Raw genomic sequence first — 17,822 nt, forward strand, 5'->3', positions numbered from 1 at the left:
TTGCGCACCTGTTTGATCATGTGCCTTTGCGGCTTCGCTAAACGCGGATTTCAAATTGTCTTCAACCCGGAAAGTGAACGTGGCTTCACCCATACATACCTCCATGTGTTACGCGGTAACTCCACCGTAGCACAAAATGTACCGTGAAGGTAGTCCGGCCACTCCTTTTTCGGGGGGTGGACCTGTCGATCCTNAACCAAGGGATTAGAGACAACGTCTTAGAGATTTTTTCACAGAAAGGCCGGTCAAAGCCTGCATTGTGAGCGGTCAAAAAGGCTTCTGAAGTCCGCCAACGTCGCGTAAACGGCATGGACAAGAAGGGAAGGTAGTTCCGCTTTGTGTAAGCGGGCGAAATAGCTTGAACGTCTCTTAAGGGCCAACTCCAGAAGAAGTCCGCCAGAATTTGCTGCCGTTCGGGCTTCGCCAAGCTTCCGCTCATCGCGTCAAGTTAAACTGCCCGCCCTCTTCCTTGACGTGGATAGCGAACGTGCTCTCCAAGGCGTTGAGAAATGCTGTTGGACTTTGGGTGCTGAAGCGGCCGCCAAGCCGCAAACCGGCCAAGCTGGGATCCTTCATGACAATCGGCCGCTGGAGGTAGCGGTTATATTCGACCAAGGCCGCTTGTAGAGTTTCGCCATTGAAGATCAATTCGTCCGACTGCCACGCTTCGGCGGCTTGCCGGTCATTATCGTCAACCTTTGTTACGACAGGGCCAACCCCCTTGATTTCATAGCGCTCACCGTTCCGCAATAAGGCCGGCGCATTCTCCTTTACGACCCTGTTGGCCGACGCTCCGGGCGCAGGGCCTAGAATGTTGCAGGCACCTTCAAGCGCCAGGACCTCGAACGATACGCCGTCGCTCCTGATATTGAGCCGGCCGTAGTCCAGAACGACTTCGCTACCGCGGACGTGTATATGGCAAGGCTGCACTCCTTTTGGTACCGTCAGGGCGATTTCGCCTGTCTTCAGCCAAACCGTGCGTTCCTTGGTCGTGTAGTGCCACTTCACTTCCGTGGCTGTGTTCAGTTCGAGCCGACCGCCGTCCGGCAAACTCAAGCTCTGACGATCGCCAATGCGCGTCTTCGCCGTGACGGCGCGCCCTTTAAGATAGGCAACAAGGGCTGCGCCGACCAGGGCCGCGCCCGCAAGCGGGAGAAGCACGGAGATCATATGGCGCCGGGTCAAATCGCTCGCTTCGGCCCGACGGCGATCGGCATGTTTTGCGATATCGGCCTTTACAATATTCAGTTCATGGTCGGTCCCGACGATGCGGGCAAAGGCCGCCGCACGGCGAGGATCGGCGTCACGCCACCTCTCAAACGCCTCCAGGTCGCACGCGCCATCTTCAAGACGGATGTGCCATAGGGCCGCCGCCTCCATAATAGCTTCGAGAGAGTCTTTATCGATCTGTGTCACACAGGAGTCCATCAGCGCCAGTGGCTTGGTGCCCTAGCATAAGGCAGCTTAGTCGACTGCGGAAGAGCCTGACGACTTGATCGGAACCGCCTGCGCCCCGCCTACCAGCTGATATCGATTCTCGTCGGCCTCGAGATGCTGGTTCAGCAGTACCATACCGCGCGCCAGATGCCCTTCGACGGTTTTCAGGCTTAACCGCAAGCGCCCAGCGATTTCACGAGCCGATAAATCGTCAATCTTTCGCATGATCATAATTTTGCGGGCTTGCGGCGGGAGCTTTTCCAAGGCGGCCAGGACGCGACGCAAGCGATCACGGGCCACAAGCGAATTGGCAGCGTCGGGACCAATATCCGCGAGATCAGGCATGCTGCCCAGGTCCAATTGGAGCATCGGGACAATGCGCTCACGATGTAATCGATTTTTGGCAAGGTTCTTGACTGCAATCTTCAGGTAAGCGCGTGGGTTTTCGACCGTTCGCCACCGGTCATCGATCATGAGCTGGGTGTAGGCATCGTGGACCAAGTCCCTTGCAGAGCCTGAAGGCCCAAGCATTTGCCTCGCTACTTTCAGGAACAGGTTTTCAAACGGCGATACGTTGTCCCGAAACCATAGATCAACGTCACGAAGCCAGGACTTCTTTTCGGGCGGTGGAGGCGGTGCCGACTTGCCGAAGCCCATGTAGAAGTAACGGTCAGCCACGTCGAGCAGCCGGCAAAGCTCCAGCTGTATCTCAAAGGTAATGCGCGCCCTGCCCTCCTCTAGGTCGCAGAGTTGCTCTTCCGAAATCTGCAAATACCCAGCCAGCCATTCCTCGGACATTTGAAGGAATATACGTCGAGCTCGAAGGCGTGAACCGACATGTCGATCAATGACATTCAGTGGAATATCACCATCAAAGCTATCACCGGGCGGATCAACATTCATAATATACACTCGATTGTATAGATAACGACGCGATTTTACCGCCCATTATCGCAATGGATGTGCAAGCTCTCATTGGTTGGAATGTGAACCGTCTCCGCGAGGATCTGGGGATTTCACAAACAGAGCTTGCCTTGCGTTGTGTAATAGTCAGTCAAGGCTACATTAGTAAGCTGGAGACTGGCGAGCGAAACCCCACGGCAGTTATTCAGTTCATTATTGCAACCGCCTTGAACGTCGAAGTAGGCGAACTTTTTTCGCAATCCAACGCCCCGGCTATATACATCGAAGGACCAATCCTGATCAAAAGCAAAAGATCAAAAATAAAGTCCCTCGAAGTCCAATTTTAGGCAAACTATACACTTGATTGTATGGCGCGGCAAATGCAAATCGCATTGCTAGATTGGGATGGATATCCAGTCAGTCATTGGTCTAAACGTCGCTGAACTACGGAGAAATGCAAAGCTTTCTCAGGAAGAACTCGCGCATCGGATTGAGGTAGTCGCACAGACTTATGTCAGCCGCCTAGAAGCGGGCAAGTGCAACCCAACTGCGGCTACATTGTACCTTATTGCCAAGGCGCTCAATGTCCCCATTGCCGATCTATTTTCGACAAATGGAATACCATCTGAACTGGTCGAAGGTCCCTTAGAAATCAAAAGCACCCGATCGGGCAAGAAAAAGATATAAGTCCGATCCGCGCGTCTAGAGATCAGTGAAGCTTTGGCTTTTGGGGCGACTCACCTAGAACCTCCTTCTGACGGGTCGTATTGGACCCGAAAAAAGGACAATCCAATGAACACCACCGAACTCGCTGAAAAGCTAGCCACCGCCCAAGGGCTCACCAAAGCCAATGCAAAAGCCTTCGTTGACGACGTCCTGAAGGCGATCACGGATGCCGCCGTCGCCGGTGAAGAAGTAAATTTCCCCGGGTTTGGCAAGTTCAAGACCAAGGATGCGCCGGCACGCGAAGGCCGCAACCCGTCGACGGGGGCCATAGTCCAAATCGCTGCCTCGAAGAAGGTCACCTTCCAACCGGCCAAGGCGCTGAAGGACAAGCTGAACGGCTAACTTAAAAGGGGAGGCTAACGCCTCCCCTCTCGCATTTATTATCCGCGCGATGCGCCCGGTTCAGTCAGTTGTTTGGCCCATTCAGCGACGCCCAAATCCGCCGGCAGTTCATCCAGGACTTTATTGAGTTCGGCGTTCTTCGCCGACATGCAGCCCCGGTCGTGCTGAAGGACAGTCTTCGTGCCGTCCGGCTTGGTCCACGTGATCACGTAATTCTGCGCATCGGATCGGCGTTGATCACACTGGGTGTCAGCCGCTGTACCGTCTGCCGGGCGAAAAGCTGCCAGTGCCTTTGCGGCCTTATTGTAACCACCTTCACCCGCTTCACGTTCTTTGGGGCCGACAAAGGCAGTATGGCGTTCTCCCACATAGGCCACATGCCCAGAGGGCGTGACTTCAAGGGAATAGACGGGGCAAAACCCGAAGCACGGCCCAACCGAATAGGAGATTGTCTCTTTGGTCGAGACCGTTCCTGTTGATGGAGGCGCGGTCATTGTCGAGCATCCCACCAGAGACGTAAACAGAATACCGACCCCGGCGACTGTGGCGAATCTGGTAACTCGGCTTTTCAAATTTTGCATGCAATCTCTCATAAATTTCGCGGCTTCGAGCCGATCTGGTCAACGCCTGGCACCTTGCCACCGGTATGTGGCGGTATGAGGTTCGCAGGATGAACCCCGCGTGAACGTCCATACTACCCCCGACAGCGTGACTTCCTAATTTGACGAGATAAGCGGCTATTCGCACAACTGACAGGCCAATCACGATTGACACCGCAGTGCAAACAGGTTGTCACAATAATTGTCCGACTTTTGGCTCAAATCCTTTTCAAGCCTGACAATTCATGATATTGTGCATTGCAACAATGCCCCAGCAAAAGCGCCACCCGACACTCATAAACGAGGTCATAAATGCCAGTCGATCCCTCATCTCCTTTGACCGCCCAACTTCTTAAAGCCCTTCTTCTCAGGGGTGTCCTCTCGAATGACGATGTGAAGCAGGCGTGGGTCGATCTTGTCGAAGATGCCGGTTATCAGTCGCCCGTCGTCGCCAGCGAATCGCTGATCAACGCCCGCATGCAGATTGAACGTCTACTCGACGAAGTCCAGGCAAGCCCACAACGCAAGGCCGGCTAAACCACAGCACGCTTGCGTCAATTGGGGAGGCCCAAGGCCGCGCCCATGTTCCAACACGTTTAAGCGTTGGGGCTGACCCGATGACCGGCGCGGACGCCTAAATCCAAATGGTATTGGTCTTTTCACATAACTCAGGTGCGGGCGGCACGCTTCCCTTGCGCTGACGCCGCGATGGTACCGGTTCACAGCTCTTCTCTGAAAGCGAAGCAGCCTGGTTCTCTTCAGTCAGAGCCTGGGCAGCAGTTTCAACTTCTAGGACATCTGCGTCAGATAACGTTGTCATATGGATGCTCGCAGGATAAGGAGTTAGAGACCGACAGCTTATGCCGCGCCGCACCATAAAACAACTATAAGCATAGTTAACCCGGTAAATTTTATTCCTTCATCGCCTTCTGATCGCGGCCGTTCTGATGCAGAACGAGATAGGCCACCTTGCCATCCGAGCCTTTGAAAAACTCGACCTTCGCGTCGACAACCTTCAAGAAAAAGACGGTTTCGGACTCAGCAAACAGCGGAAATTTTCCCTGGCCGGTCGCTTGCGTCATCAACTGGCCGTTCTCAACGGTCATGACCAGCTTGAAGGTCGGTGCCAGGGCATAGGTCCCGGCATAGGTTTCGAGTACAGCCGGCGCCACCTCGACCGACTTGCGCTCAGACGCCAACTCGACCTTTTTGCCGTGTGCCAGATCGCCCAGCTGGCTGTCGATGACGTCGGTGACGGGACCGTTCATATTGCTCAGCACAACAATTGTCGTCTTGTCGGCGGGGTAATAGCTGAGGTGGGTGTTGAAGCCGTCGATACCTCCGCCATGACTGACTTCCTTACCATTAGCCCCATCCGCCACGCCGACACCCATGGCATAGCCGTCTTTCACCGGCGTGGTCATAAGCGCCAGGCTTTCCGGCTTTAAGACCTTTCCGCCGAAGAGGCCCTGTTCCCATTTCAGGAGGTCGTGGGTCGTTGAATATAGGCCACCGGCACCTTGCGGTACGGTCATGTCGATAAAGTCGGCATTGCGCGGCATGCCGGCGCCCGGCGTATATCCGGAGGCGCGATGCGAAAGGAGGGTACTGGCATTGTCATAACCGGTATCATCCATGCCCAGAGGCTTGAAAATATTGTCGGTCAAAAACTGCGTGTAGGTCTGACCGCTGGCTTTCTCGATGGCGGCGGTGAGTAACACATAGCCGGAATTAGAGTAGTTCCAGCCCTCCCCCGGCTTGAAGTCCAATGGCTGATCGCGGAAACGCTTGATCAGCTCAGCCGGTGTCGTCGGCAGCCTTTGTGTGGCGGCGTAGTCCGGCAATCCGGTGAAGTTGATCACCCCTGAGGTGTGCGAAAGCAGATGGGCGATGGTAATCTTGTCCCAGGCGGCGGGTGCTTCGGGGACGTAGAGCTTGATCGGGTCGGAGAGCTTAAGCTTGCCGCGTTCCTGCAAAAGCAGAATCGACGCGGCGGTAAATTGCTTGGTCACTGAGCCCAGCCGGTATTTGGTGTCGATCGTCTCGGGCACCATCCACTCCAGATTAGCGTAGCCATAGGCCTTCTCAAAGATGACCTTACCGTCGCGGGCGACGAGAACCGTGCCCATGAATTCTTTGGCGTCAACGTGCGACTGGACGACCTGGTCCATCCGCGCCGTATCGTCTGCCGCAAAGGCTGTTGGCGCGACCGATAGCAAAGCCGAAGCTAAGAGAAGTGATTTGAAGATGTGCATGGTGTTCCCCGATCTGTTGGGCGAGTATGCCGCGACGGGGGCACAAGGGCCAATTACAAATTTGACAGGTCGCGCGCTCTCCGTCTCCGTCAGGCGTTCGGGCACGAAGCACCATGGGCGTGACCTCGGCACGCTTACGGCTCAGCCAGCCGCCACGACACCGGCACCTGTCCACCACCGGACGCTCGACCACTGGTGTCCGCCTCCAGCACCTTGCCCTGGGCTTGCGCGGCCCGGATCAAAGGCCAGCCCGCATCGGCCAGCCTCACCTTCACGCGGTTGACATAACCCGCGCCGTTGAGACGCGGCCAGGACAGATAGACGAGGCGTTCGGCTTTCGAGCCCGAGGCAAAGCCCCCGTTGAAGATCGGCAGCCCGTTTACCGGGTCGTCTGTGACCATCAGTTCGAATTCAAAGACAATCATGTCGTCGGCGCGCCGGATGCCGGCATACACGACACCTTTTGTATCCTGCAATCCGAAGCCGCAGGGCGAGCCGTCTGGTGATGGCGGGCCGCTGCTATCGCGAAGGAGCCGAAATCTGACATACTTGCTCTCAGCCATCGTGCATTCCCTTCAAAGTCACCTCCCTCGCGCCGATGTGGTGGCTTGGCGTCTACGCTCTTCTTCGCTAAGTTCTGTGCCAGGAATGAAGCGATGTGAAGGGGTTATCTTTGCTGGAATACAGACGCGCAGAAAACCGTCCCTGGGTGGCGGCGGTCGTGCAGAAATACTTCAAAATAACGGGACGCCCGGCGGAGCCGACCATCACTGATGTCGAAGAATATTTCGAGGCTCTGGTCTACGACGAGGATGTCCCCTACGCGCTCTGCCGCTCGTCGCTTGAAAAGGCGTTGAAAGAACGCGGCAAAGAGCACCTGCATGCTATCCTTGAACGCGCCAAACTCTATGCCTTGAGCGCTTCCTAACGCGCCCGCCTGCCCGCGCATTGAGTCCTCCAGTGGCGCGCCACGAGCATCAGGGCCCTGCCGACCTCCACAGGGAAGCATAGGCCGCTGAATCCGTGAGCAGCGCCGCGTGCGTTCCCTGGCGCACAAGTTTCCCGCCTTTCAGAAAGAGGACCTGATCCGCCAGCTCGGCCAGCCTGATCCGATGGGTGATGAGAACGAGAGTGGTCTGACCGCCGAAGGTCTGACGCAAGGTGGAGATCACGGCCTCCTCGCTGGCCGGGTCAAGGGCAGACGTGCTTTCGTCGAGAAGGATGGCTGGGACCTTGATACCGGCGATGCGTGCCAATTCAAGCTTCTGGATCTGCCCGCCTGATAAGCGTTCGCCCTGCTCACCGACCTCAAGACGTAGATCGACCTGGCGGCCGGCCTCGTAGAAATTCCATTGGGCCAGCAGGTCAGCCAAGCCGTGTTCGGTCTGCGCCGTCGGTGGATAGAGCGCATTGCTCAGCATGGATCTCGCGAACAGGCCCGTCAGTTGGGGCACGTAGAGAACGCGCATGTGTCGAGCCGACCGAGGCGCTAACGCCATATCTTCGCCAGCGACTGTCACCGTCCCGACGGATGGCTCCAACAAGCCCGAAATGATCTGCGCGAGCGTTGACTTTCCTGACCCATTCGGACCGACAATGACGGTGAAACTGCCCGCCGGAATATCTAAGTTTATGTCCTGTAAGCCGGGTAGACCTGGGCCATAGCCGAAACTGACATTACGCAGGGAAATCGCCGCCGGGCCTGGTTTCGCGGCACTAACGGGCGCTGTTCGCTCAGGCTCCGAGCAAAGACACATCACGTCCGCAATATTAGCTATCGAGATCGCCGACTGACTAAGGATAAAGCCAAATCCACTGAGCGGTGATGCCAGGCGAAATGCATACGCCTGTAACAGCACAAAATCGCCAACAGTCATCTTGTGTTGCAAAACGTCTAAGCCGGCCAGGACGAGCAGCAGCAAAACGCCACCACCGACGAGACCGTATTGGCAGAGAGACATATTCAGTAGGCCGACCATCATGCGCCCATTGGCCAGACGTTTGTCGGCGAACTGCCCCTCCAGGCGATCGATTTCCAGTGCAACGGCACCGTTCAGAACGACGCGACGCGCATTTCGTAGGACATCGGTGAAATTTCTGGAAAGGACTGAGATGGCAGCGTTGGCGGTCTGGGCCAATGCCTGGTGACGGGTAGCGCCGAGCCACGTCGCGCCGACATAGCCGGCGAGCACGACCGCCATGATCAGTGCATAACGTAACGGGATGATGCCGGCCAGTAGCCACAAGCTGCCCAACACCTGGATCAGAAGGGGTACGGCACGCCATATCAAACCATCGACCACGACCATCAGGCTAAAGGGCAGGCGCTCCAATTGTCCGCCCACCTGCCCGCGATCGGCATCGCGTGCCCGTGCGGCCTCGGGCAAATGACTTTCAAGGGCAGCGGTGATGAGCTGTTGGCTAAGCCGGTCGATGACACGCGTCGAATAGATCATCCGCCACACGCCGACAACGTTGGCGCCCGTCCAGGTTAGAACGAACAGACCAACATACACCATCATGGGGAACGCCTCTATCTGCCCAGTATAGAGCCCATCCACCAGCAGCTTCAGGGCAAATGGGCCGCCGATGCCAAGCCCAATACCGACGAGTTCCAACCCCGCCCCGATCACGACATCGCCGCGCACGCGGGCGTCCCGACTGACCATTTGTCGAGCCAGCGCCAGAACGACAGCCAAACCCGTTGGTTTATCCGAGGACCTGTCGGTACCCTCCATTGACTATCCTCCTGACTTAGCGCAGCAGGCGCTGGATGCGATTGCGCAAGAAGTCTGACCGACCGTTCCTTTCGCCGAGAACGAGGTCGCGTCCGAAAACGGCTGATGCGATCTCCCGCTGACGAACGCCAGACTGTTGTCCATCGTACGCGCGCAAGGCTTTCAACCATTGGCGGCAGCCCGTTCTGGACAGAAGAGACTTTTGGGCAAACGACCCAATCGGCGGAAAAATTCCAAAAGTCGTTCAAGGCCTCGTCGACAAGCCGGTGTTTGTACCCTCCGATGGTTGTCCATTGTGCCTGCTCCGTGACCTTGGCTGTGGCCGCCCGGTAATTGTGGTTGCACTTAAACCAAAGTCACGCCCAGTGCCTTCGGTTCAGGTTCAAAAAGGTTCAACAGCGCGTGGACTCATTCGACACGCCGTCATCGTCGTCGCCGAGCCTTTGCCAGTGACTCATGTGATACTCCCCGCGAGCATTTTGCCCGCGTTAACGGTCTGACCCACCGACTGTCCGGCAACTCAAGGCCAAGACCGGTACGCGCAACTGTGCACCAACGCTCGAGCGGCGGCGCACTCGCAACTCAATTCAATTTGTCTTCCGGATCCGTCTCGGGATCCGAGGCCTGATCGACGCCCTTCTCATCCTGCCAGGTGACATAGTCGCTCAAACAGCAGGCAAAGGCTTCGTCGAGCGCATCGGCACAGGCAAGGAGCCCTGCTTCGCGCATGACGCGGCGCAACCGATTGACCGCGTCGATACCGGCATCTATGTCGCGGTCGGTCTCCACAGAGCCGGTGGCGGATTTGCGCGGATTTGTCTTACGCGACATCTGCCACAGGCTCAGCTTCGAGCCTATCCCCTTCCACCCGCAATCCCGTTCGGTCGCAAAACCGCGTCATTTGATCGGAGCGAATAGGGATAGAGGCGGCCTGGATTTTGGCGTGGGCACCAATGTGTTGCGGACTACCTAAACGGCGTAGTTCGATGCCGGCGCGTTCGAAGACGGTGCGCAAGATCAAGGTGGGCATAAGCCCGATAATCTGGTCGATCTGCCGGTTCAGGCCAAAGGCAACATAGCCGCCACTGAGGGCGCGCGAGATTTTGAGGCGTTGGTCGGGTGGCAAGCGGCTGTCGACACAGAAGCGTGTGCCCTCCCAGATGCGCGGCATTTTAAACAGGCTATGGTCATCGACCAAGCTCGGGAAATGCTCGGCCAACATACAGCCGTACTGGATCGGCGTCAGGCGGCTGCATCCGAGAGCGGTTTTGCCATCCTCTGAATAGACGAGGTACACGCTGGCCAACGTGTCATACTGATCGAATTCCATCTGATCCAGCGTCTTTACGCCATACTGTTGTCGTTCGACAAATTCCCTATGCCGCAGTTGGAACTGGCTAAAAAAGAGGTCGGCGTTTCTGGAAATCTCGCTGTAAGATATCACCTTAAGCATCGCATAAACTCCTTGTACGGAGTATTCAGGACACCAGAACAATTTTAGGCTGTATATCACCCAAAAGGGTGAACTAGAGATCGATTAAGCCGAATTTTAGCGCATGGGCGACGGCGGCGGCGCGGTTCGGCACACCGAGCTTGATGAAAATTCGCCTGAAATGCGATTTGATTGTGTCATAGGTGATGCCCAAGACAATCGCGGTCTCTCTGTCTGTGCGGCCAATCGCGGCACGGATAAGAACCTCGCACTCGCGTTCCGAAAGCTTGGCCCCATAGTGAGTATTTTCCAGGCTGCCGCAGATTCGGTAGTAGACCGTGTAAAAGTGGTCGCACAAGGCGGACAAGAATTCGAGACTAACGGTTGGTCCGATGTGCCGGACGGACGAGGCCAGCGCTACGCCGGCTAGCTGCGTGCGCGGGCCGCGCAAAGGGATTCCGACGCCGTTATAAAGACCGGCGGCCTCTCCCTCGCGCATCACGTTAATCTGGAACTGGGTTAGATCCTCTTCGCGCTCGATATTGCGCCAGCGGAACGGCAGCGCCATGCCGACGGTGCGACGATAGACAGGGTCGATACTCGCAAACCCGCGCTCGGTATAATAGACTTGCCACACCAGCGGATAGGTATTGATCAGGCCGAATCCACAGTCTTCCTCCGCCAGGGCGCTGTCACGGCGGATCGAAAAGTTCACGCGGTCATAGCCGTACGCAGCGACCACATCGACGAAGAACGCGAAGAGACGCGCCTTCGTTCGAATGGTTTTTGTCGCCTCAACAAATTCCTCAAATGTCAGCCGTCTGGGCATCCCTGCGCTCTCGCTGTTCCCGGTTCACCGAGCCTCACCGAAAGGGGACATGCTCACCCGACTCAACCGATCCGGCAATTATAAAAATATTGTCGGAAAAATAGCAAGGCCGCGTGCTTTCCTGGTAATTGGGTCATCTACTGAGCATGCTAGCATCAACGCCTGCGGGCAGTGCCGAACAATCCGAACCCAAAAACTTGTTGATGGAGGTGGCCTTATACGTCATCGGCTGGCCGTACATGGTGCCTGTCAGGTTCATAACATATGTAACAGACGAGCTATTGATACCGCTGACGTTTGCCGTTCCCGTAGCTATTCCGGTTTCCGACTTACATTGGAGATTGGCCGAGATATGATCAGCGGTCTGCGAGGTAATGGACGCCGCGCATCCCTGAGCTTTCATATTTGCCAAAACCTCCTGGAGGTCAACCTGGGTGGCTTTCTCACAGCTAAGGGATGGGTTCCAACCCGCCGGGAGCCCTGCAGCCGCCATGGATTGGCGAAGCTGGTTCTTTTTAGCTTCTGGCACACCTTTGATGTCGAAGAGTGTTGGCAGTTTCTTCCCGTTTAGAACGGCTTCGCTGGCCTGAGCCCATAGCCCTGGCTTTGCCGGCACTGTTTGCGCTTGAGCCGGCAAAGCAGCGACGACCAGCGTTGAAAGTGACATCGCAACCAAAGTGCAATATTTGACACCCAGATTCATTCATTAGCTCCACATAACAAGTAATTTATTGATGCAATTCAGGACATTTTGAACACGGCATTTAATCATCCTTGTTCTATTACCCATATTCTATCTTCATGACAGCGCCCCCTTATCATTGGCACGCTGCCCAAGCCTCAACTTGTGGCCTGACAGTGCGTTCAATATCAAGTCCGCTCGTGTAGGTGCCAAGACCGCCTTGGCGCGCCACAATACCGATGTAATTCTTTGCGTGGTCCCAGTACGGGTAGGCACCATAGGCGCCTGGGCTGGACGTGCGCTGCATGGGTTGGCAGTTCCAGGTCGCGCTCTGGCATTCGTTCCAATGGCCCAGACCGTAGTGCCAGTCCTCATTGATTTTCTGCAGCGGAGAATAGGCTATGGTCACTGGCGCCGCCGTCCGGTCGGCAAGATATTCAGACATCATGGACGACGTCAAAAGAGTGCCTGATTTCAGGGCCTTGAGAAAATCGAGATACTCGACGCCCTTCCAGTGCATGCCACCCGCCAAACGCGGGTTACTGACGGAGGGTAAATCGTAGGTCCCTGTGGGAAACAAACCGGTCTGGGTTCGGAACTCATTGAACACGTCTGCCCAGGTCGCGAGTCCCCGGGCCCGAACGGCCATGAGGCCTGCGACCTGCATGTGGCTTGAATCATAGTAGAAACGTGTGCCTGGGGTTACACCGTTATTGGCATTAGCGGTGGCAATGGCGCCGACACAACTCGCCATGTCCGCATTCGGCAGATTGATACAGCCGGGCTCAACCTCCAGGCCGGAGGTGAAACTGAGCAGTTGCGCCAAGGTCATAGTGTAGAGGGGATCGGTTGACGCAATCGGCCATTCGGCGATTTTGTCCTGAGGGCGGTCAGTCAGTTTGAGATAGCCCTGGTCGACAAGACGCAGAATAATAATGGAAGACACCATTTTAGATGTGGAAGCCGACTCGTAGGCCGTGTTCATGGTGGATGCGCCGTAGTTAAAGACGTAACGGCGTCCATCAGAGCGTTCGGCCGCGTAAGAAAAACCTACATCGAGATCAGTGGCAGGAACGGCGCCGAATGCGGCCGTAATCGCGGCTTCCCTGGCGGTTATGTCGCAGGAGGTGGAACTTGAGGAGGAGCTGGACGAGCCGCCGCTTGAGGCACTCCCCCCGTCACTTCCTCCGCAACCCGACAAAGACAAAAGGGCCGCCACCACAATGCCCGAACGGGCTGCCAATCTCAGGTCTAAATCTATCTTCATCCTTGCACCCTCGATTAAGGCTACGACTTCCAACCAAGGTAGCGCGACAAAATCCAGTATTCTAAGGGTTTTGTGTATCGAAGTGTAACACCTCCGCCCCTAGCTGGCGCCGCCGCCTAAGCAACGCGCCGGTCATCCTAGGCGTCAGGCCCTCGCGTTTTTACTGGTTCGGAACTGCGTTCGCGGGAAGACGTATAGTGACACGTCGTCGTCGTTTTTGGTTTGAAAAAAGAGAACCGGAACCGGGCCCTTCCCTACATGAAGTTGCTGGCGATGCACTCGAACTGTCCCGTCTACTCAAGCCAAAGAGAGCGGTGTCCTCGTCATAAGGACGTCCAGTGATCTTCGTGACCCTTAGGGTCGCGGGTCACGCGGGTGCGCCTTGAAGAAATCCCAAATGACGTCGGTGGCGCTTATAGCGTCATAGCGGTTGCGCTCCAGGGCCGGTGCCATTCCATCGGTTGCGCCCGGCCAGCCATGATTGGCCGAGGCCAGGCGATAGACGCGCACCTCGCTGCCCGCGCGGCAGTTACCGCTGACTTCGGTCGTCACGTCGCCTTGCGTAACTATATTGGGCAAGGCGGTGCAACCGTCCGCTTTACGCCAGAAGTTCGCGGCATAACTCACAGGCTTGAACGGCTTTGACTGCGCCCTGGCGACAAAGCGGGTCGGGCTCATGCCACCATTGAATCCGACCACCTGGTCCTTCATACCGTGCATGATCAATATGGGGACCGGTGCACGAGGTGCGGGTTCACCACCAAACATGGCACCTGCCACGATGGCGACGCCGGCCAGACGCTCCGGCATGGCGATGGCCACCCGGTGCGCCAACATGCCACCATTGGACAAACCGGCGACGAAGATGCGGTTGGCATCCACATCGGCCGATCGGCTCATCTGGTCGATAAGTGCACCGATAAAATGCACATCGTCACTGCCACTCGTCATCGCCTCGCCGCAACAGCCGCCCGCATTCCAGGTTCCGGCCTTCGCCTTCTGACCCATGCCGTTGGGCGCGACAAGGATAAGACCTTCGGCGTGGGCCTTGGCTTGCCAGCGCGAGATCATCGTGCCGCCATTGCCGCCACCGCCATGCAACAAAATAACCACCGGGGCCTTCGTTCCCGGCCGGGCGTCATCGAGTATAAGATAACTGCGCCGGACACCATCAAGTGTAAGGCTACGTTCGACCACGCCAGGGATGAAGGGAGTTTCAGCCGCTCGCATGGCCATCCGGTCGCGCAGGCGCATTCGCCCCGGAGCCCCCGTCGCGGCACATCCCGAGATGAGAGATGCCACGACGATGAGACTGATGATCGTTTGGTGTGATTTCATTGTGTTGGGGTCCCGAATGGATCTTAAGAGGCCATTCCCTCGCCAATGTGTCCGGTGGCCAGGGAATGGGGACGGCTACTGGTTGCGGTCAAAGGTGCGGACGCGGCTGGCTGTGCCACCCGCCCCGGTGGTTACCTGCGTGCCGACAACGACGCTTCCATCAGTTACCGACACGTCGCGCTCCGCCGTGACCGAGCGCCCGCTGGAGGTTTCGACACCACGCGTGCGACCATAGCCATCGTCCGTCCGGTAAACGGTGTCCCAGGCCGATTGAGTATTGCCGGCAACGCCAGTGCGTGTGCGCTGGCCACTGACAGTCCCCTCACCCACGACAACAGATCCTGAGCGGGACGCTGTCGCGCCATTATTATAGATCCGCGAGGCGCTGCTACTGACCACCCCATCGCCATAGGTCGTGTCACGCGTGGTTGCCACGCCGTGGCCGGATTGGGTCTGAAGGCTGCGGCGCACCTGGGTCTCGCCCGGATTACGGCTGAGCTTGCGACCGGCCAAATAGCCGTGACCGTGCACGCCCTGAACCGAAACAACACGGTCACGCGCGCCGGCCTGAGCGGAGGTCGTAGCCATCAGCGCAAGGCCGATGGCGCCTGCAAAAGCAAGGCTATGGCGTAAAAATTTGGACATAGGCGTAATTCCTTCGGAAGGTTGATGTATCCCGAAGTTACGCCACCATCGTAAGCCGCATGTGAGCTGAGTGTTTCTGTTCGTAACAAAGTGTATCCGGCATCTTTCCGGCTTTTCGGCATTCACCCGCCGCGTTACACCAAGAGATCAAGCTTCTGTCGGGTATGTCCAATGTCCCAAACCACTCTTATTGCCGTTGTCGAAGATGATCCTGAGATCCGCGCCCTTATCACGGGACTGCTCAAACGCGAGGATTTCGAGGTCGCCGCCTGTGGCAGCGGCGAGGACCTTGATCGCACTATGGCACGTCAGCGTGTCGATCTCGTCATTCTCGATCTAATGATGCCGGGTGAAGATGGGCTGTCGATCTGTCGGCGCCTGAGAGGGGGGAACTTTTCGACACCGGTGATCATGGTGACCGCTAAGGGCGACGACGTTGACCGGATCATCGGCATCGAACTCGGCGCCGACGACTATCTGGCAAAACCTTTCAATCCGCGTGAACTGGTGGCGCGAGTCAAAGCGGTTCTCAGGCGAACGCGCGACCTTCATCAGGTGGTGCGATCTGCTACCGCCGAAACCTATCGTTTCGATGGCTGGACCTTGGACACGGGCGCGCGGCGCCTGGTGACGGTGGCAGGGCAACCGATCGAACTGACCGGCGGTGAATTCGATCTTCTGATGGTTTTCCTGACCCATCCGCAAAGGGTCCTCAACAGGGATCAGTTGCTCGACTGGACCAGAGGCCGATCTGCCATGCCCTTTGATCGCAGCGTCGATGTCCAACTCAGCCGGTTACGGCGCAAACTGGCCGACAACACCTGCGACATGATCAAGACTGTGCGAGGCGGTGGGTATTTGTTTTCACCCGTCGTGGAGCGGGTATGATGCGCAGCCTCTTTGACAGCTTGGCCGTTCGCATCGGTGCGGTGTTTCTCATCGGCGGGATAGCCTTTCAGGTGGCGCTGTTGATAATCGTCTTTTGGCCGGGGGGACCGGCCCGACCGGTATTCCTCCTGCCCTCGCCCGAACAGGCTCTAGCCATGGCGTCGGCCCTGGAAAAAGCCCCGCCGGCCCTGCGGCCCGACATCGTCCGTGCTCTGAACAGCGACGCCCTGATCGTCCGGATCAAGCCCTCTGGCGAGATTCCAGACGACGGTGCCCCCCTTAAGAACTCTGCACGCCTGGAGCGCTTGTTCGCCAGGTACGCCAAAGGACTTGACGGGCGAGCGTTCCGCGTCCAGGTGCGCGCGGGCGGTCAGGTCAATACTTTCTCAGCCAACGACATAGGCGCGGCAGCGCCCGTGCGACTGTTGTTAAGTCTGAGGACGGGCGAGACTCTGGTCCTTGAAAGAACGCGTGCGCCAGCCCTGCGACGACTGATGAATCGCGGCCTACTTATCGGCACGGTCGGCCTCGTCATTCTCGCCTTCGTACTCGGGATCGCCCTGCGGCAGACTGCCCACCCGATCAAGCGTTTGAGCCAGGCATCGCGACAATTGGCGGGAAATTTAGACACGCCGGACCTGTCGCTAAACGGGCCCTCCGAGATCAGGGAGTTATCCGCCGCCTTCAACGAAATGAAGCACACCATCCGCTCGCTGATCGACGACCGCACGCGGATGCTGGCCGCCATCGCTCACGATTTTCGTACCTATCTGACCCGACTTCGATTGCGCATCGAGTTTATCGACGACAAGGATCAGCGAACCCGCGCCATCACGGATATCGAGGAGATGAACAATCTGCTCGATGACACCCTGACATTCGCGCGCGAAATCTCCATCTCCGGGGCCCCCAAGACGCGATCTGTGGAGATCGTCGCGGAGATCTCCAACCTTACTGCGACCCGTCAAGAATCTGGACATGCCGTGGAATTCAGCGATCGCCCCGAGACGCCTATCATCGCCGCGTGTGCCCCTCTGGCCCTGCGCCGCATGTTGGACAACCTGGTTGATAACGCGCTGCGCTACGCTGGTAGCGCCAGGTTAAGCGTTTGGTCCGAATCCGCCTTTGTTATGGTGGCCGTCGAAGACAGTGGTCCTGGCGTACCTGATGAGGCGCTGTCTCGGTTGACCACACCTTTTGAAAGATTGGAGACCTCGCGCGCACGTCACACCGGGGGCGTAGGCCTTGGACTCTCCATTGTGAAAGCGCTTGCCGAAAGTCAGGGAGGTGGTGTGTCCATACAAAACCGCCCCGAGGGGGGGCTTCGTGTGACCTTGCGCCTCCCAGCCAACAGCACCGATTGAAGGCATAGGGGGTGAAGGTGTTACGCGTGAACATATCGCCGTCTGCAGACACGCATCCGTCCCGGATACCCATCTATTTGATTCTATGAATCGGCAAACTTCGTCCACGATACCCCCCTACCTAAGAGAGGCAGGGTAGGAGGTAGTGAATGAGGACTTAGGTCGATAGCGACCACCACTTTTCAACACGATCGGCGCGCAACGGACAGCCTCAGCGTCATGCCGACGCGCTCCACCAACTCAACTTATGGAATAAATTGAACATTATTCCTCTTTAAAGGTTGGGAAAATGTGCTAAGATCGTCCGCAATTGGTTCCTAAACGAAAAGCCCGTCACATTGACCGGCGACTGTCATCGAAACGACCGGGTTCCACCG

General features: G+C 57.1%; 21 protein-coding genes. 7 read left to right on the plus strand and 14 right to left on the minus strand.

The features are described from left to right. Positions 1 to 435: 435 nt before the first annotated feature. Together B060_RS0120470 and B060_RS25375 are read right to left on the minus strand one after the other, a co-directional pair. A complete protein-coding gene (locus B060_RS0120470; protein WP_018083682.1) occupies positions 436 to 1,380 on the minus strand; it encodes a FecR family protein in 945 nt (314 codons plus the stop codon). 84 nt (positions 1,381 to 1,464) lie between these two features. After that, the gene (locus B060_RS25375) at positions 1,465 to 2,340 is read right to left on the minus strand and encodes a sigma-70 family RNA polymerase sigma factor (RefSeq protein WP_081606960.1); all 876 of its coding nucleotides are present in this window, start codon (positions 2,338 to 2,340) and stop codon (positions 1,465 to 1,467) included. A 53-nt stretch (positions 2,341 to 2,393) separates the two neighbouring features. Between B060_RS25375 and B060_RS0120480 the strand changes: the two genes are divergently transcribed. The 3 genes from B060_RS0120480 (at position 2,394) to B060_RS0120490 (ending at position 3,408) form a co-directional block, all read left to right on the plus strand. After that, on the plus strand, positions 2,394 to 2,687 hold the full coding sequence (locus B060_RS0120480) for a helix-turn-helix domain-containing protein (RefSeq protein WP_018083684.1): 294 nt from the start codon (positions 2,394 to 2,396) through the stop codon (positions 2,685 to 2,687). A gap of 58 nt (positions 2,688 to 2,745) precedes the next feature. Beyond that, positions 2,746 to 3,027, plus strand: coding sequence for a helix-turn-helix domain-containing protein (locus B060_RS0120485; protein ID WP_018083685.1), 282 nt, complete (start codon positions 2,746 to 2,748; stop codon positions 3,025 to 3,027). 105 nt (positions 3,028 to 3,132) lie between these two features. Next, entirely contained in the window at positions 3,133 to 3,408 is a 276-nt protein-coding gene (locus tag B060_RS0120490) for an HU family DNA-binding protein (protein WP_018083686.1), read from the plus strand. Positions 3,409 to 3,446: 38 nt separating this feature from the next. Here the strand turns inward: B060_RS0120490 and B060_RS0120495 are convergent, their stop codons facing one another. Then, entirely contained in the window at positions 3,447 to 3,989 is a 543-nt protein-coding gene (locus tag B060_RS0120495) for a DUF6438 domain-containing protein (RefSeq protein ID WP_026173021.1), read from the minus strand. 330 nt (positions 3,990 to 4,319) lie between these two features. Between B060_RS0120495 and B060_RS0120500 the strand changes: the two genes are divergently transcribed. Further along, on the plus strand, positions 4,320 to 4,544 hold the full coding sequence (locus B060_RS0120500) for a hypothetical protein (RefSeq protein WP_155847928.1): 225 nt from the start codon (positions 4,320 to 4,322) through the stop codon (positions 4,542 to 4,544). A 374-nt stretch (positions 4,545 to 4,918) separates the two neighbouring features. Here B060_RS0120500 and B060_RS0120505 read toward each other — a convergent pair whose 3' ends face one another. Next, positions 4,919 to 6,262: a serine hydrolase gene (locus tag B060_RS0120505; protein ID WP_018083689.1), complete on the minus strand. Its 1,344-nt coding sequence runs from the start codon at positions 6,260 to 6,262 to the stop codon at positions 4,919 to 4,921. Positions 6,263 to 6,396: 134 nt separating this feature from the next. Next, complete coding sequence (locus B060_RS0120510; RefSeq protein WP_018083690.1) at positions 6,397 to 6,825, minus strand: DUF5990 family protein; 429 nt, start codon at positions 6,823 to 6,825, stop codon at positions 6,397 to 6,399. A 110-nt stretch (positions 6,826 to 6,935) separates the two neighbouring features. Between B060_RS0120510 and B060_RS0120515 the strand changes: the two genes are divergently transcribed. Further along, entirely contained in the window at positions 6,936 to 7,190 is a 255-nt protein-coding gene (locus tag B060_RS0120515; protein WP_018083691.1) for a hypothetical protein, read from the plus strand. Between the two features lie 49 nt (positions 7,191 to 7,239). On the opposite strand, the gene B060_RS0120520 is transcribed toward B060_RS0120515, so the two are convergent. The 9 genes from B060_RS0120520 to B060_RS25390 all read right to left on the minus strand — a co-directional run bounded on the left by B060_RS0120520 (position 7,240) and on the right by B060_RS25390 (position 15,193). Further along, positions 7,240 to 9,000, minus strand: coding sequence for an ATP-binding cassette domain-containing protein (locus B060_RS0120520; protein WP_018083692.1), 1,761 nt, complete (start codon positions 8,998 to 9,000; stop codon positions 7,240 to 7,242). Positions 9,001 to 9,016: 16 nt separating this feature from the next. Next, positions 9,017 to 9,166 (minus strand): DNA -binding domain-containing protein, encoded by a 150-nt coding sequence (locus B060_RS26815; protein ID WP_342341570.1) that lies wholly within the window; start codon positions 9,164 to 9,166, stop codon positions 9,017 to 9,019. Positions 9,167 to 9,582: 416 nt separating this feature from the next. After that, complete coding sequence (locus tag B060_RS0120525) at positions 9,583 to 9,831, minus strand: hypothetical protein (protein ID WP_018083693.1); 249 nt, start codon at positions 9,829 to 9,831, stop codon at positions 9,583 to 9,585. Further along, a complete protein-coding gene (locus B060_RS0120530) occupies positions 9,821 to 10,453 on the minus strand; it encodes an acyl-homoserine-lactone synthase (protein WP_018083694.1) in 633 nt (210 codons plus the stop codon). Before B060_RS0120530 ends, B060_RS0120525 begins: the two co-directional genes overlap by 11 nt. 73 nt (positions 10,454 to 10,526) lie before the next feature. Next, complete coding sequence (locus B060_RS26315) at positions 10,527 to 11,261, minus strand: helix-turn-helix transcriptional regulator (protein ID WP_018083695.1); 735 nt, start codon at positions 11,259 to 11,261, stop codon at positions 10,527 to 10,529. A 133-nt stretch (positions 11,262 to 11,394) separates the two neighbouring features. After that, positions 11,395 to 11,964 carry a DUF3617 family protein gene (locus B060_RS0120540; RefSeq protein WP_018083696.1) on the minus strand — a complete coding sequence of 190 codons (570 nt, stop codon included), beginning with the start codon at positions 11,962 to 11,964 and terminating at the stop codon, positions 11,395 to 11,397. A 115-nt stretch (positions 11,965 to 12,079) separates the two neighbouring features. Next, on the minus strand, positions 12,080 to 13,210 hold the full coding sequence (locus B060_RS0120545; protein ID WP_081606966.1) for a serine hydrolase: 1,131 nt from the start codon (positions 13,208 to 13,210) through the stop codon (positions 12,080 to 12,082). Positions 13,211 to 13,564: 354 nt separating this feature from the next. Then, on the minus strand, positions 13,565 to 14,464 hold the full coding sequence (locus tag B060_RS25385) for a CE1 family esterase (protein WP_018083699.1): 900 nt from the start codon (positions 14,462 to 14,464) through the stop codon (positions 13,565 to 13,567). A gap of 159 nt (positions 14,465 to 14,623) precedes the next feature. Then, a complete protein-coding gene (locus B060_RS25390) occupies positions 14,624 to 15,193 on the minus strand; it encodes a hypothetical protein (protein WP_018083700.1) in 570 nt (189 codons plus the stop codon). Between the two features lie 171 nt (positions 15,194 to 15,364). Between B060_RS25390 and B060_RS0120560 the strand changes: the two genes are divergently transcribed. Beyond that, positions 15,365 to 16,081 (plus strand): response regulator, encoded by a 717-nt coding sequence (locus B060_RS0120560; RefSeq protein ID WP_018083701.1) that lies wholly within the window; start codon positions 15,365 to 15,367, stop codon positions 16,079 to 16,081. Further along, positions 16,078 to 17,445, plus strand: coding sequence for an ATP-binding protein (locus B060_RS0120565; RefSeq protein ID WP_026173024.1), 1,368 nt, complete (start codon positions 16,078 to 16,080; stop codon positions 17,443 to 17,445). The genes B060_RS0120560 and B060_RS0120565 overlap by 4 nt, the downstream gene beginning before the upstream one ends. The last annotated feature ends 377 nt before the right edge of the window (positions 17,446 to 17,822 follow it).

It is taken from the genome of Asticcacaulis benevestitus DSM 16100 = ATCC BAA-896 (assembly GCF_000376105.1).
GTDB classification, from domain to species: Bacteria; Pseudomonadota; Alphaproteobacteria; order Caulobacterales; family Caulobacteraceae; genus Asticcacaulis; species Asticcacaulis benevestitus.